Source organism: Paenibacillus amylolyticus (assembly GCF_050990605.1).
GTDB classification, from domain to species: Bacteria; Bacillota; Bacilli; order Paenibacillales; family Paenibacillaceae; genus Paenibacillus; species Paenibacillus amylolyticus_H.
On sequence record NZ_CP158832.1, the window covers coordinates 49,624 to 64,056 of the forward strand.

At 45.5% G+C, this 14,433-nt stretch carries 13 protein-coding genes and 1 tRNA gene; 12 read left to right on the top strand and 2 right to left on the bottom strand.

The window, feature by feature from the left end:
* Window positions 1-12: 12 nt before the first annotated feature.
* The 5 genes from ABTV53_RS00235 to ABTV53_RS00255 all read left to right on the top strand — a co-directional run bounded on the left by ABTV53_RS00235 (window position 13) and on the right by ABTV53_RS00255 (window position 4,861).
* The gene (locus tag ABTV53_RS00235) at window positions 13-999 is read left to right on the top strand and encodes a gluconeogenesis factor YvcK family protein (RefSeq protein ID WP_017691250.1); all 987 of its coding nucleotides are present in this window, start codon (window positions 13-15) and stop codon (window positions 997-999) included.
* A 6-nt stretch (window positions 1,000-1,005) separates the two neighbouring features.
* A complete protein-coding gene (whiA, locus tag ABTV53_RS00240; RefSeq protein WP_433749350.1) occupies window positions 1,006-1,944 on the top strand; it encodes a DNA-binding protein WhiA in 939 nt (312 codons plus the stop codon).
* A 254-nt stretch (window positions 1,945-2,198) separates the two neighbouring features.
* On the top strand, window positions 2,199-2,468 hold the full coding sequence (locus tag ABTV53_RS00245; protein ID WP_017691248.1) for an HPr family phosphocarrier protein: 270 nt from the start codon (window positions 2,199-2,201) through the stop codon (window positions 2,466-2,468).
* A 156-nt stretch (window positions 2,469-2,624) separates the two neighbouring features.
* Window positions 2,625-3,377 (top strand): SIMPL domain-containing protein, encoded by a 753-nt coding sequence (locus ABTV53_RS00250; protein ID WP_433749353.1) that lies wholly within the window; start codon window positions 2,625-2,627, stop codon window positions 3,375-3,377.
* 386 nt (window positions 3,378-3,763) lie between these two features.
* Window positions 3,764-4,861 (top strand): stalk domain-containing protein, encoded by a 1,098-nt coding sequence (locus ABTV53_RS00255; RefSeq protein ID WP_433749356.1) that lies wholly within the window; start codon window positions 3,764-3,766, stop codon window positions 4,859-4,861.
* Window positions 4,862-5,034: 173 nt separating this feature from the next.
* On the opposite strand, the gene clpP is transcribed toward ABTV53_RS00255, so the two are convergent.
* Entirely contained in the window at window positions 5,035-5,631 is a 597-nt protein-coding gene (clpP, locus tag ABTV53_RS00260; RefSeq protein WP_017691245.1) for an ATP-dependent Clp endopeptidase proteolytic subunit ClpP, read from the bottom strand.
* Between the two features lie 177 nt (window positions 5,632-5,808).
* Window positions 5,809-5,883, bottom strand: a tRNA-Arg gene (locus ABTV53_RS00265).
* A 427-nt stretch (window positions 5,884-6,310) separates the two neighbouring features.
* Here ABTV53_RS00265 and ABTV53_RS00270 point away from each other — a divergent pair.
* From ABTV53_RS00270 to secG, 7 genes are all read left to right on the top strand, one after another.
* Entirely contained in the window at window positions 6,311-7,336 is a 1,026-nt protein-coding gene (locus ABTV53_RS00270; protein WP_421895311.1) for a sugar-binding transcriptional regulator, read from the top strand.
* Window positions 7,337-7,441: 105 nt separating this feature from the next.
* Window positions 7,442-8,449 carry a type I glyceraldehyde-3-phosphate dehydrogenase gene (gene gap, locus ABTV53_RS00275; protein WP_056695277.1) on the top strand — a complete coding sequence of 336 codons (1,008 nt, stop codon included), beginning with the start codon at window positions 7,442-7,444 and terminating at the stop codon, window positions 8,447-8,449.
* A gap of 151 nt (window positions 8,450-8,600) precedes the next feature.
* On the top strand, window positions 8,601-9,782 hold the full coding sequence (locus ABTV53_RS00280) for a phosphoglycerate kinase (RefSeq protein ID WP_433749360.1): 1,182 nt from the start codon (window positions 8,601-8,603) through the stop codon (window positions 9,780-9,782).
* Between the two features lie 36 nt (window positions 9,783-9,818).
* Window positions 9,819-10,571: a triose-phosphate isomerase gene (gene tpiA, locus ABTV53_RS00285; protein ID WP_076216888.1), complete on the top strand. Its 753-nt coding sequence runs from the start codon at window positions 9,819-9,821 to the stop codon at window positions 10,569-10,571.
* 1 nt (window position 10,572) lies between these two features.
* Window positions 10,573-12,117 carry a 2,3-bisphosphoglycerate-independent phosphoglycerate mutase gene (gene gpmI, locus ABTV53_RS00290; RefSeq protein WP_339258246.1) on the top strand — a complete coding sequence of 515 codons (1,545 nt, stop codon included), beginning with the start codon at window positions 10,573-10,575 and terminating at the stop codon, window positions 12,115-12,117.
* A gap of 241 nt (window positions 12,118-12,358) precedes the next feature.
* Entirely contained in the window at window positions 12,359-13,645 is a 1,287-nt protein-coding gene (gene eno / locus ABTV53_RS00295; protein ID WP_076291983.1) for a phosphopyruvate hydratase, read from the top strand.
* Window positions 13,646-13,855: 210 nt separating this feature from the next.
* Window positions 13,856-14,089 carry a preprotein translocase subunit SecG gene (gene secG / locus ABTV53_RS00300; RefSeq protein ID WP_062837740.1) on the top strand — a complete coding sequence of 78 codons (234 nt, stop codon included), beginning with the start codon at window positions 13,856-13,858 and terminating at the stop codon, window positions 14,087-14,089.
* The last annotated feature ends 344 nt before the right edge of the window (window positions 14,090-14,433 follow it).

The window sequence follows — 14,433 nt, forward strand, 5'->3', positions numbered from 1 at the left end:
GAGGGTGAAGGGATGAAAGAGGCCGGACCACGAAGAGAACGTCCGAGAATAGTTGTAATGGGCGGCGGAACCGGATTATCCGTGATGCTGCGCGGTTTGAAAGAGAAGCCGCTGGATATCACGGCCATCGTCACAGTTGCTGATGACGGTGGAAGTTCAGGCATCCTGCGCAATGAGCTACAGATGCCGCCTCCGGGCGACATTCGCAACGTGCTTACGGCACTGGCTGATGTAGAACCATTGCTTTCAGATATGTTGAAGTACCGTTTCAATACAGGCGCGGGGCTTGCAGGCCACAGCTTGGGGAATTTGATTTTGGCTGCCATGACGGATATTTCGGGCGACTTTGTGACCGCAGTGCGGGAACTTAGCCGCGTGTTTGCCGTTCGAGGTGAGGTGTTGCCAGCCGCAGGTCAGGCCGTGGTGTTGCATGCCGAGATGGAAGATGGGACAATTATAACAGGTGAGTCCAAAATTCCTGAGGCAGGTGGACGCATCAAACGTGTTTTCCTTGAACCGGATCACGTGGAGCCGTTGCCAGAGGCAGTAGAGGCCATTCGTCAAGCTGACGCCATTCTAATCGGGCCAGGCAGCTTATATACAAGCATCCTTCCCAATCTGCTCGTACCTAAGCTTGCAGAAGCTGTGGTAGAGGCTGATGCCGTGAAGATGTTTATCTGTAATGTTATGACACAGCCGGGAGAAACGGATAACTATACAGTAAGTGACCACCTTAAGGCGGTACACGAGCATATAGGTCATCAGCTCTTCGACTATGTTATTGTAAATAATGGTGATATTCCGCTGCAAGTGCAGAATAAGTATGCGGAAAAAGGAGCAAAACCGGTTGTACTGGATATGAATGTACTCGAAAGTGCCGGTTATCAGGTGGTTGCAGATACCCTTGTTCTATTCAAGACCTATCTGCGTCATGATGCCGACAAGTTAAGTCATCACATCTACCAACTGGTACAAAATTGGATGTTACGGAAGAGGTGAAGTCCCATGTCGTTTGCAGCACAGACCAAAAAAGAGTTAACCATGATCGAGAGCGAACCGTGCTGCGAAAAGGCGGAACTTTCAGCCCTCATCCGTATGCTTGGTGCAGTGCAGTTATCGAATAAAAAAGTGATCTTGGATATTTCGACGGAGAATGCCGCCATTGCAAGACGGGCATACTCTCTGCTTAAAAAGCATTTTCAAGTGCATACGGAATTACTGGTCCGCAAAAAAATGCGGCTGAAAAAGAACAATGTATATATTGTTCGTATTCCAACCATGGTGCAGGAGATTCTCAACAGTCTTCATATTGTATCGGAAGGTTTTCTGTTTACGCCAGGCATTAATACAGAGTTATTTCAGAAGAATTGTTGTAAACGGGCCTATCTTCGCGGTGCATTTCTGGCCGGTGGATCGGTTAATAATCCGGAAGGTTCTTCATACCATCTGGAGATTGCATCCATGTATGAGGAGCACTGTCAGGCACTGGTTGATCTGGCCAATGAATTTCATCTGAATGCCCGGTGTATAGAACGGAAAAAAGGATTCATCCTATACATTAAGGAAGGCGAGAAAATCATTGAGCTGCTCAGCATCATTGGTGCTCATCAGGCCTTGTTCAAGTTTGAAGATGTACGGATTATGCGAGACATGCGCAACTCCGTTAACCGGATTGTCAATTGTGAGACTGCCAACCTGAATAAAACCATTGGAGCGGCGGTAAGACAAATCGATAATATCCGTTTGTTGCAAAAAGAAGTTGGTCTGGAATCACTGCCTGAGAAACTTCGCGAGGTGGCGGAGGTTCGACTGGCTCATCCAGATATCAATTTGAAGGAAGTGGGCGAACTCCTTAAAGGTACAGTTAGCAAGTCGGGAGTAAACCATCGGCTTCGTAAAATTGATGAGCTGGCTGAGAAAGTGCGCACAGAACGTTATGGTTAAGACGTCGTAGGGTAAAGTAACAAGGTCGGCTGTTTCTGCTGAACAGAAACGGTCGGGAAATCAGCTGTTAAGGATCTGGGAGACTCACTTAGGTCATTGGATGCGCTCTGCAAAAGATGAAATAGGGCAAGATAAAGTCCTTCAAAGCATCCTGAGTTTTTTCTTCTAGTGTCCTGCACGGGTTAATGGTATAATGTTGTATAAATATAATTGTGTATTTAATGTCCAGATTTCATAATAGGGGGTAAGTTTCCATGACAAAGCACCCGGTAGTTGTCCGTTTGAAAACGGGTCTCCATGCCAGACCTGCGGCACTGTTCGTTCAAGAAGCGAATAAGTACTCGTCTGAAGTGTTCGTCGAGAAGGACGACAAAAAAGTTAATGCAAAAAGTATCATGGGGATCATGAGCCTTGCAATTAGCACAGGTACGGAAATCCAGATTAGTGCAGAAGGCGCGGATGCCGAACAGGCTGTAAACGCTTTAGTTAGTCTGGTAAGCAAGGAAGAGCTCGAAAACCAATAAGATATGTTCAATCCAATGAAGAAGTCCCGAAAGGGGCTTTTTTGCGTTATTGACTCATTTGCTATCGTCAAGTGCAACATTATGGAATTTGTCCCGTCTGTTAAGGTATCAAATCGATTAAAGTTTGAGATGTTAACACATAAGGAGGCTATCGTGATGGGTAAACAATGGATGAAACCGTTTGGTGCGGTGCTTGTGGCAAGTACGTTGCTGGTTGGAGGAACGGCATGGGTCGCACCAGGTAACTATGCTTACGCTGCAGAGGTTCAGGGCGTACAACAGAATGTGATTAATGTTGTGGGTAAAGGTGAGATTCAGGTGAAGCCTGATATCGCTTATCTGTCTATTGGTGTGAACAGTACTGCAGAGACAGCTGCATCTGCTCAAAAAGCGAATGCTGCCAAAGTTCAAAAGGTATCCAACTTGCTGAAGAATACGTGGAAGATCAGTGCAGACGACATTCAAACGAGTCAGTTCTCTGTACAACCTAACTATACGTATAGCGAAAAAGACGGACAGAAAATTAAAGGATATACAGCGCATCATACGCTGACAGTCACATATCGTGAGATGGACAAGATTGGCGAGTTGCTCGATGCTGCTTCGGGGGCAGGTGCCAACAATATTGAAAACGTGCGCTTTACTGTAGAAAATCCAGAAAGTTATGAATCACAAGTGATTGAGAAAGCTGTTGCCAATGCAGATGTGAAAGCTGGCGCCATTGCAAAAGCAGTTAAACGTCAACTCGGTGCTGTTCTATCCGTGAGCCAAGGTGACGCGAATGTACCTGTGTTCTATGCAAGTGAGTCTTTGATGTCCAAAGCACAAGATGCAGCAGGTGGCACTGAGATTGAAACGGGTCAAGTTAAAGTAAGCACAATCCTGAATATCACGTATGAAATGAAATAAACGAGATGGAACCAGATTGTAAGCTCAAGTAACCCTTTTTAAGGGTCGCTTGGAGGGTACAACGAAATGATGACAAAGACTTTGTCCTGCGGACAGAGTCTTTTTTGTTGGAAAAGCAAAATTTGATGAAGTTGGACACGAGGGAACCCATTTGAAGCTATATGAAATGCTGTATATTGGTATCTTTTTTGTATAGTTGTTCGTGACAAAAAGGTCATATCCCATTAAATTTTCCGCCTGATATTCATCAACATTGTAACTCGAGCTGTAAACCTTTCCGAAATCGGGTTAATTATAATAGAGAGGTGAGCGTATGAGATATGCGAACAGGTCAGGATTACATACGCAATGATACCTAATTGTGAATTCAGAGAGGAGTTTTATATATGACATCATGGAAAAAATGGACAAGTGCGTTGCTTGCAGCAGGAATTATTGTGGGGAGCGGTGCAGTGTTGCAGGATAGTTCGGTACAAGCGGCTTCTGTATCCTCGAAAGTGACAACCCCGGCGGAGGTCACGCTGAAATCGGGTGGGAAAACACTGACTCAAAAAGGACTTCTTCAAGGTGGATCGACTTGGGTCTCGCTGACAGCAGTCAAAGATGTCGCAGGCGGAACGCTGAAATATGATGCGAAAACGAAGTCATATACAGTAACAGCAGCAAACAATGCGATGACCGTTAGCCTGATGGATGGACAGCCAAACGTCTATATTAACGGGTATTACCCTCAGGTGGAAGCAAAATTGATTCAGGGTCGATTGTACATCCCATTCTCGGCGATGAGAGATTATCTGGGTGTACAAGGGAATTGGGATGGCAAAACCAAAACGTTGACACTTAGCAAGGTGAAACAAAATAGCGTGAAAGTTAAAGCAGCAACTGTTAATGTCAATGTGAAAAATGCTGAAGTAGTTGTGAAATATCCGCAAGTAAGCGGTCTGGCTAGCAAAGAGGCTGAATTGGCGATTAACAAAGTGCTGAAAGATGAAGTGGACACTGCTGTTGCGGCTTTCAAAAAACAAACGTCTGAATTCGGCGGAGCAACCGCAAAACGTCCATATGCTTTTGAAACTTCGTATGTCGTGACCTACAATGAGAACGGCGTGCTAGGTTTGATCACTCAACGTTATGAGGACTATGCAGGAGCACATGGCATGACGACTCGTACCGGCCACACCTTTTCACTGGACACAGGCAAGGAGCTTACATTAGATGATGTGCTGCAAAATAACAAAACCATGCGCGAGACATTGGGTAAAAAAGTGGGCGAGCAACTGAAAGCACGTGGTGGATACCTGGAAGGTTACAAAGGGTTAAATAAAGATCAGGATTTCTATGTGACACCAACGGGTGTAGTTGTGTTCTTCCAGTTGTATGAATATACGGCGTACGCAGAGGGCTTCCCGGAAATGCCATTTACGTATAAAGAGATTCTCCCTAAAGGCACAGAACCATTTAGCGATGTAACGGGAACCAAATAACGAATCACGAATCACTATTATGCACTCTTAAGTTATTTTTCTTATAAAATGAAAAAAGAAGCCCTCATCATAATCATGATGAGGGCTTCTTCTCGTATAGACAACACAATAAGGTGTTGCTGATTACGTTAGGTGTTCGTATGTCAACACGTAGAGCGTGGTCTACGTCACACTTAGATACCTTGGGAACCTACATTTTCAATAACTTTATCAATGATACCGTAATCGGCAGCTTCAGCAGCACTCATGAAGTAGTCACGATCTGTATCTTTCTCAATCCGCTCCAGCGGTTGACCTGAACGCTCAGAGATGATGCGGTTCAAGGTATCACGCATTTTCAGGATGCGGCGAGCACGAATTTCGATGTCTGAAGCTTGACCTTGAGCACCACCAAGCGGTTGGTGAATCATAATTTCACTGTTAGGCAACGCAAAACGTTTCCCTTTAGCACCGGCATTCAGCAAGAATGCACCCATGGAAGCCGCCATACCTACACAGATGGTAGATACATCCGGTTTGATGAATTGCATTGTATCGTAAATGGCCATACCAGCTGTAATCGATCCGCCTGGGCTGTTGATGTATAAGTGAATGTCTTTCTCCGGATCTTCCGCAGCCAGGAACAACATCTGTGCCATAATTGCATTAGCCACAACATCATTAACATCGCTACCAAGGAAAATAATACGATCCTTCAGCAATCTGGAATAGATGTCATAGGCGCGCTCACCCCGGTTGCTCTGTTCAACGACCATAGGAATAAAACTCACGTGAAAAACCTCCTCGGAAATGTAAATGTTATTGGTGTTTATACTTAAACTGTTACCGTATTACCCACATAATAAACAATTCCAAACAAAAAGTCAAAGAAAGTCAAACTAACTTGCAAAAAAAAGAAACCTTTCCGGTTTCGTTGGTTAAAAGGGTTATGAGCTGTTAAATAAAAGTGGCGCGCCCGCCAAGAATCGAACTTGGATCTCAGGCTTCGGAGGCCTACGTCATATCCATTGGACCACGGGCGCACATTATGTGACAGCAATAATGATTATAGCTCATGAAATATTTAATTGCAAGCAGTTCGTTATGTGTATTGGTTTGGATTGGGCTAAAAATGATCATGATAAAGAAGAGTGGATAAAGAGTGTATTTAAGTAAATGCTATTAGAGGTTTTGGACATGCCGTAAGAAATGTAATTGTGGGCGATATGTAGATGGAAATCATTCGTTTCTTCTATATATGGTATGCGTGAGCTAGTCCTTGATCATGGAAGTCCAGGATTGTGAAAATAGGCGCGTACAAACGCTGAATGCGTGTCGAAATAACACGTTGAAACACTTGCATGTCACGTCAGTTTTAGGTAGAATAGACGTGGGACTTAAAAAGTTAACCCGGGACGTTTTAGGGCCACGAAAGAGAGCTTGGAACGAGAACTTGCGGGAGTGGAAAGCATGCGAACGATTTTAGAAGTACAAAAGCAGCTTCTGCCTGATCTCATGGATATCTTGAAAAAGAGGTATACGATTCTGCAACAGATCATGTTATCGGATGTGATCGGACGGAGAACGTTAGCTAATTCCATGCAGATGACCGAGCGGGTTCTGAGGGCTGAGACCGATCTGTTAAAGGCTCAGGGACTTATTGAAATTGACAGTGCAGGAATGAAGATCAGCGAGGCAGGGTATGATTTGCTGCAGCAGTTAGAGCCCGTAGCCAAAGAGTTGTTTGGATTATCCGAGCTGGAAGAGCGCATCAAGCAAGCCTACGGTCTGCAAAAGGTAGTTGTGGTTCCTGGTGATTCGGACGTTTCTCCGTTTGCCAAAAGGGAACTGGGCAGAGCCGGAGCGAAGGCTCTCGGCAATATCATGAGTGACAACGACGTTGTCGCCGTAACTGGCGGATCAACAACGGCCGAAGTCGCAGAGCAACTGACTCCGCCAACATCGCTTAAAGGTGTCTGGTTCGTACCAGCACGTGGTGGACTTGGAGAAAGCCTTGAAATTCAGGCAAATACGATTGCATCCACAATGGCAAAACGGGTAGGAGCGCAATACAAACTCCTGCATGTACCGGATTTGCTAAGTGATCATGCCTATGAATCATTAATCCAGGACCCCAGTGTTCAGGAGATTCTGCAGCTGATTCGGCAATCGCGCATTGTTATTCATGGCATTGGTGATGCCGTGGAGATGGCGACAAGACGTAAACTTGCGACGGAGATTATTGAAGAGCTTCAGGAGCAAGGAGCCGTGTCTGAATCTTTCGGTTATTACTTTAATGATCAGGGTAAGGTGGTACATACCATGCTTACACTGGGTATGCGACTTCAGGATATTGAACGAACCGATGTCGTGATTGGAATCGCAGGTGGCAAAAGCAAAGCTGCTGCTATACATTCCGTGTTGCGATTTGGTCAGGAAGATATTCTGATTATTGATGAGGCTGCTGCCGAAGTCATCGTTGCTGAAATGGAATAGGGTTTACTTTGCAATACAACCATTGTTGTCTTGACGGACTTTACCGTCTGTCTTGAATATATAAGTTTCATAAAAAATTAATCAAAACTTGGGAGGAACTTACTCATGATTAAAGTAGGTATTAACGGTTTTGGACGTATTGGACGCTTGGCATTCCGCCGTATTCAAAATGTAGAGGGCATTGAAGTAGTAGCAATCAACGACTTGACTGACGCTAAAATGCTGGCTCATTTGCTCAAATATGATACAACTCAAGGTCGCTTCGATGGCGATGTTGAAGTACACGATGGCTTCTTTAAAGTGAACGGCAAAGAAGTTAAAGTATTGGCTAACCGTAACCCGGAAGAACTTCCTTGGGGCGACCTGGGCGTAGATATCGTTCTGGAATGTACTGGTTTCTTCACAACTAAAGAAGCAGCTGAGAAACACTTGAAAGGTGGAGCTAAGAAAGTTGTTATCTCCGCACCAGCTACTGGCGACATGAAAACCATCGTTTACAATGTAAACCATGAAATCCTCGACGGTACTGAAACTGTAATTTCCGGCGCATCTTGCACAACAAACTGCCTAGCACCTATGGCAAAAACACTGCAAGACAAATTCGGAATCGTTCAAGGTTTGATGACTACAATTCACGCTTACACTGGCGACCAAAACACATTGGATGCTCCACACCCTAAAGGTGACTTCCGTCGTGCTCGCGCAGCAGCTGAAAACATCATCCCTAACACAACTGGTGCTGCTAAAGCAATCGGTCTGGTAATTCCAGAACTGCAAGGCAAATTGGATGGTGCAGCTCAACGTGTGCCAGTAGCTACTGGTTCCCTGACTGAGCTCGTAACAGTTCTGGGTAAAAAAGTTACTGCTGAAGAAGTTAACGCAGTAATGAAAGAAGCTTCCGATCCACAAACTTTCGGATACACTGAAGACGAAATCGTATCTTCCGACATCCAAGGTATCACTTTCGGTTCCCTGTTTGATGCAACTCAAACTAAAGTTCTGACTGTTGGCGACCAACAATTGGTTAAAACTGTAGCTTGGTATGACAATGAAATGTCCTACACTGCACAATTGGTTCGCACTTTGGAGCACTTTGCAAAAATGATTAAGTAATATCTGCAATAACATAGAGCGGAAACAGATGCTATATTGTTTCCGCTCTTTATATATCAATATTTTGCAAATTTCTCAAAAACACCAGGATTGACAAGGGATTTCAGCTCTTGATTGGTCCACCAAATACATGGGTGCGGAGGAAATACAGATGAACAAAAAAAGTGTACGCGATATCGAATTGACAGGAAAACGGGCTTTTGTCCGTGTAGATTTCAATGTGCCGCTCGAAGATGGTAAAATTACAGATGACAAACGTATTCGTGCAACGCTTCCTACAATCAACTTCTTGATTGAAAAAGGCGCTAAAGTCATTTTGGCAAGCCACATGGGTCGTCCTAACGGCGAAGTGGTTGAATCCTTGCGTTTGACTCCAGCAGCTGAGCGTTTGTCTGAATTGCTTGGTAAAACAGTTGTTAAAGCCGACGATTCCGTTGGTGACGCTGTTAAAGCTCAAATCGCAGAACTGAACAACGGCGACGTATTGTTGCTTGAAAACGTTCGTTTCCACGCAGGCGAAGAGAAAAACGATTCGGAACTCGCAAAACAATTTGCTGAACTGGCTGACGTTTTCGTTAACGATGCGTTTGGCGCGGCTCACAGAGCACACGCTTCGACTGAAGGAATCGCTCACTTGCTTCCAGCAGTGTCCGGTTTGTTGATGGAGAAAGAACTTGAAGTGTTGGGCAAAGCAATCTCCAACCCTGAGCGTCCTTTCACAGCAATCATTGGCGGATCCAAAGTTAAGGACAAAATCGATGTAATCGACAACCTGCTGAATATTGCAGACAACGTGATCATCGGTGGCGGACTGACTTACACGTTCTTCAAAGCACAAGGACATGAAATTGGACAATCCTTGCTGGATGAATCCAAACTTGATGTTGCGCTCGGTTTCATCGAAAAAGCGAAAAAACTGGGCAAAAACTTCTACCTGCCGGTAGATATCGTAGTGTCTGACGATTTCAGTGCGAAAGCAAACACACAAATCGTTGACATCGACGGCATCCCAGCAGATTGGGAAGGAATCGACATCGGTCCTAAAACACGTGAGATCTATGCTGACGTAATCAAAAACTCCAAATTGGTTGTATGGAACGGACCAATGGGCGTATTTGAAATCGAGCCATTCTCCCACGGTACTCGTGCAGTAGCGGAAGCTTGCGCTGAGACAGAAGCTTACACTGTAATTGGTGGCGGTGACTCCGCAGCAGCAGCTGAGAAGTTCAAATTGGCTGACAAAATGAACCACATCTCTACAGGTGGCGGTGCATCGCTCGAGTTCATGGAAGGTAAAGTACTTCCAGGCGTAGTGGCATTGAACGACAAGTAAGTTTTAGCAGTCTATAGCATGAAGGAGTTGAAACCCATGAGAACACCGATTATCGCAGGTAACTGGAAAATGTTCAAAACGGTTTCCGAATCCAATGACTTCATTCAGGAAGTTAAAGGAAAAGCGGAAGTTGAAGGCGTGGAAACTGTAATCTGCGCACCGTTTACAAACTTGCCATCTCTGGTAGAAGCCGTTAAAGGCACAAATATCAAAATTGGTGCACAAAATCTTCATTTTGAAGACAATGGTGCATTCACAGGCGAAATCAGCGGTGTAATGCTGAAAGACCTGGGTGTGGATTACGTCATTATTGGTCACTCGGAGCGCCGTCAATATTTCGCGGAAACCGATGAGACTGTCAATAAAAAGTTGCATGCAGCATTCCGTCACGGATTGACTCCAATCTTCTGTCTTGGTGAGACGCTTGAAGAGCGCGAAGCAAACCAAACAAAAGACGTATGCAAAGTGCAAACGGTAGCTGCTTTTGCAGGTCTGTCCGCAGAGCAAGCGGCACAAGTTGTTATCGCTTATGAGCCAATCTGGGCGATTGGTACAGGCAAATCCTCCACTTCCCAAGATGCGAATGAAGTTATTGCTTACATCCGTACACTGGTGAAGGATCTGTACAACGAGACGGTTGCGAGTGCAGTTCGTATTCAATACGGCGGCAGTGTTAAACCGGAGAACGTAACAGAATACCTCGGACAAAGCGACATCGACGGCGCGCTTGTTGGCGGTGCCAGCTTGCAGCCGGCTTCGTTCATCGCGCTTGTTGAGGGGGCGAAGTAAGATGACAGCTCCAAAACCTGTAGCACTGATCATCATGGATGGCTTTGGTCTGCGTAACACGGTGGAAGGCAACGCGGTAGCGCAAGCCAAGAAACCGAACTACGACCGTTTCATGAGCCAATTCCCACATACAACGCTGACTGCTTGCGGCGAAGCTGTAGGTTTGCCAGAAGGGCAAATGGGAAATTCCGAGGTAGGTCACCTGAACATTGGTGCCGGCCGGATCGTATACCAGGATTTGACCCGTATCTCCAAATCCATTCGTGACGGCGAGTTCTACGACAATGAAACACTTGTCAAAGCGGTTCGCGAAGCGAAACAAAGCGGCAAAAAGCTTCATCTCTACGGCTTGTTGTCCGATGGCGGCGTACATAGCCACATCGACCACCTGTTTGCTATGCTGGATCTGGCCAAAAAAGAAGAAATGAACGATGTATATATTCATGCCTTCATGGATGGCCGTGATGTTATGCCAGACAGTGGTAAAGACTTCATGCAGAAGCTGATCGCCAAGATTGAAGAAGTTGGTGTAGGACAAATCGCAACAGTCCAAGGTCGCTATTATGCGATGGACCGTGACAAACGTTGGGAACGGGTGGAGAAATCATACCGTGCCATCGTTTATGGAGATGGACCGAAATACACTGACCCACTCAAAGCGGTTGAAGAATCGTATGAGAAATCCGTATTTGATGAATTCGTTGAACCAACGGTTATCGTCAAAGCGGATGGTGAGCCGGTAGGTCTGGTAGAAAGCGGCGATTCCGTTATCTTCCTTAACTTCCGTCCTGACCGTGCGATCCAGTTGTCGCAAGTATTCACGAACCAGGATTTCCGCGGTTTCGATCGTGGTCCTAAGTTCCCTGTAGGCTTGCACTTTGTATGCTTGACTTTGTTCAGCGAGACGGTTGAAGGTTATGTGGCTTATTCGCCGAAGAACCTCGACAACACCCTGGGTGAAGTTCTGGTACAGAACAATAAAAAACAACTGCGTATTGCAGAAACAGAGAAATACCCGCACGTTACCTTCTTCTTCAGCGGCGGTCGTGATGTGGAGCTTCCGGGCGAAACTCGTGTACTGATCAACTCACCAAAAGTTGCAACGTATGATCTGCAACCAGAGATGAGCGCGTATGAAGTAGCTGACGCATGTGTTCGCGAGATCGAAGCAGACAAACATGACGCCATCATTCTGAACTTTGCTAACCCTGACATGGTTGGACACTCCGGCATGCTGGAGCCTACTATTAAAGCGGTAGAAGTAACAGATGAGTGTATGGGCCGTGTTGTGGATGCAGTACTTGCCAAAGGCGGCGTAGTACTGATCACGGCGGATCATGGTAACGCGGATATGGTGTTCGATGAGCAAGGACGTCCGTTCACAGCTCATACAACGAACCCGGTTCCATTCATCGTTACGGATGCTAACGTTACCTTGCGTGAAGGCGGAATTCTGGCGGATATCGCGCCAACGATCCTTGACCTGATGCAATTGCCTAAACCGGAAGAAATGACAGGAACATCTGTCATCGCTACCCGTAAATAATATAATTTTAATAGGTTGTCGAATAAGACCTAAGTAACACCTTAACGAAGCGGGCAGAACCGATCTGGAGAAGCGAAGCGCTCGCCTTTATCCCCTAATTCTCACCTTTTATAAGGAGTTCAAAGAATTTGGGGATAACAGCGATCGAAGGACGGTACTGCACGCGGAGTAGCTTGGTGAAACATGTTTGTTCTGAACGTATTAAAATAAAATAATTTAAATTTAAAGGAGATTATCACAAATGACTATTATTTCTGACGTGTACGCTCGCGAAGTCCTCGACTCCCGCGGTAACCCTACAGTAGAAGTTGAAGTATACCTGGAGTCCGGCGCAATCGGACGCGCAATCGTTCCATCCGGTGCATCCACTGGTGCCCACGAAGCCGTTGAGCTTCGCGATGGTGACAAATCCCGTTACCTCGGTAAAGGCGTTCTGCAAGCTGTTAAAAACGTAAACGAAACAATCGCTCCAGAAGTGATCGGTATGGATGCATTGGATCAACTGGGTATCGACAAATTGATGATCACTTTGGATGGTACGCCAAACAAAGGTAAACTGGGTGCTAACGCAATCCTGGCTGTATCTATGGCAGTAGCTCGCGCAGCTGCTGACGCTCTGGACCTGCCATTGTACGTTTACCTGGGCGGATTCAACGCTAAAGCATTGCCAGTTCCAATGATGAACATCATCAACGGTGGTGAGCATGCGGACAACAACATTGACGTTCAAGAGTTCATGGTTCTTCCTGTTGGAGCACCAAGCTTCAAAGAAGCTCTTCGCGTAGGTGCAGAGATCTTCCACAACTTGAAATCCGTATTGAGCTCCAAAGGCTTGAACACAGCTGTAGGTGACGAAGGTGGTTTCGCACCGAACCTTGGTTCGAACGAAGAAGCAATCACTACAATCATCGAAGCGATTGAAAAAGCGGGTTACAAACCAGGTGTTGACGTATTCCTGGGTATGGACGTAGCTTCCACTGAGTTCTACAAAGATGGTAAGTACACTCTTGCTGGCGAAGGTAAATCATACACTTCCGCTGAGTATGTTGACCTCTTGGCTTCATGGGTTGAGAAATACCCAATCATCACAATCGAAGACGGTATGTCCGAAGATGACTGGGATGGTTGGAAATTGCTCACTGAGAAATTGGGAGACAAAGTACAACTCGTTGGTGATGACCTGTTCGTAACAAACACTGAGCGTCTGGGCAGAGGTATCGAAGAAGGTATCGGTAACTCCATTCTGATCAAAGTTAACCAAATCGGTACATTGACTGAAACATTCGATGCAATCGAAATGGCTAAACGTGCAGGATACACAGCTGTAATCTCCCACCGTTCCGGTGAGTCCGAAGACAGCACAATCGCTGATATCGCTGTTGCAACTAACGCTGGTCAAATCAAAACGGGTGCTCCTTCCCGTACAGACCGTATCGCGAAGTACAACCAATTGCTCCGCATTGAGGATCAACTGGGTGAACTGGCTCAATACAATGGTCTTAAAGGATTCTACAACCTTAAAAAATAAGCTGGATATCCAGCTTTTACAGGCAAGCCGGGTAACCGGCTTGTCTTTTTTATTGAAACGAGCATTGGTATAACGTACGGATGACGTAGATGGTGAAATTTAGGCATGGTATGAACTGCACTACTTGAATCACAACCATAGCTATGTTACAATTATAGTAACTGTTTTTATGGTGAGATGTTATGCCCACATGGGTAGGAGGTGGAAAGAATGGATATTGCTTTGAAATTGCTGCTCGTTGTCTTCTCGATCGGTCTAATCACTGTAGTATTACTGCAGCACGGGAAAAGCGCTGGTTTGGCGGGTGCCATCTCCGGTGGTGCGGAACATCTTTTCGGTAAAACGAAAGCGCGCGGATTGGATCTCTTCCTGCAACGTGCAACGGTGGTACTGGGTGCAGGATTTATGATTTTGTCTATTATTGTTACGGTGGTTTCCAAGTAAGAATTGGAACTGCTGTACAATGAATAGCTTAAGCTAATGGCTTAATTGATGAACCTTCGTTTCGTGGAGAAACGGGGGTTTTTTAATAAATTCTTACGCGTCCAAACTTTTCCAACAATCTAATCTATAGACTCCATGATTTTTGGTCTTCTTCTCACTTCTGTTCGGTTTTCCTTCCTTAACATGCAACACACCCCTATCATGTATGGTATGTCCCTCGCTTATTAGTTACGCGCGAACTCACTCCCTATAATGAATGTCATGTGTACAGAAAATTTTCGGGTCTGGTCCTTTTCCAGATGCGTACTGCATTTGTGCCGCATAAAATGTCTGTAGAGATATGT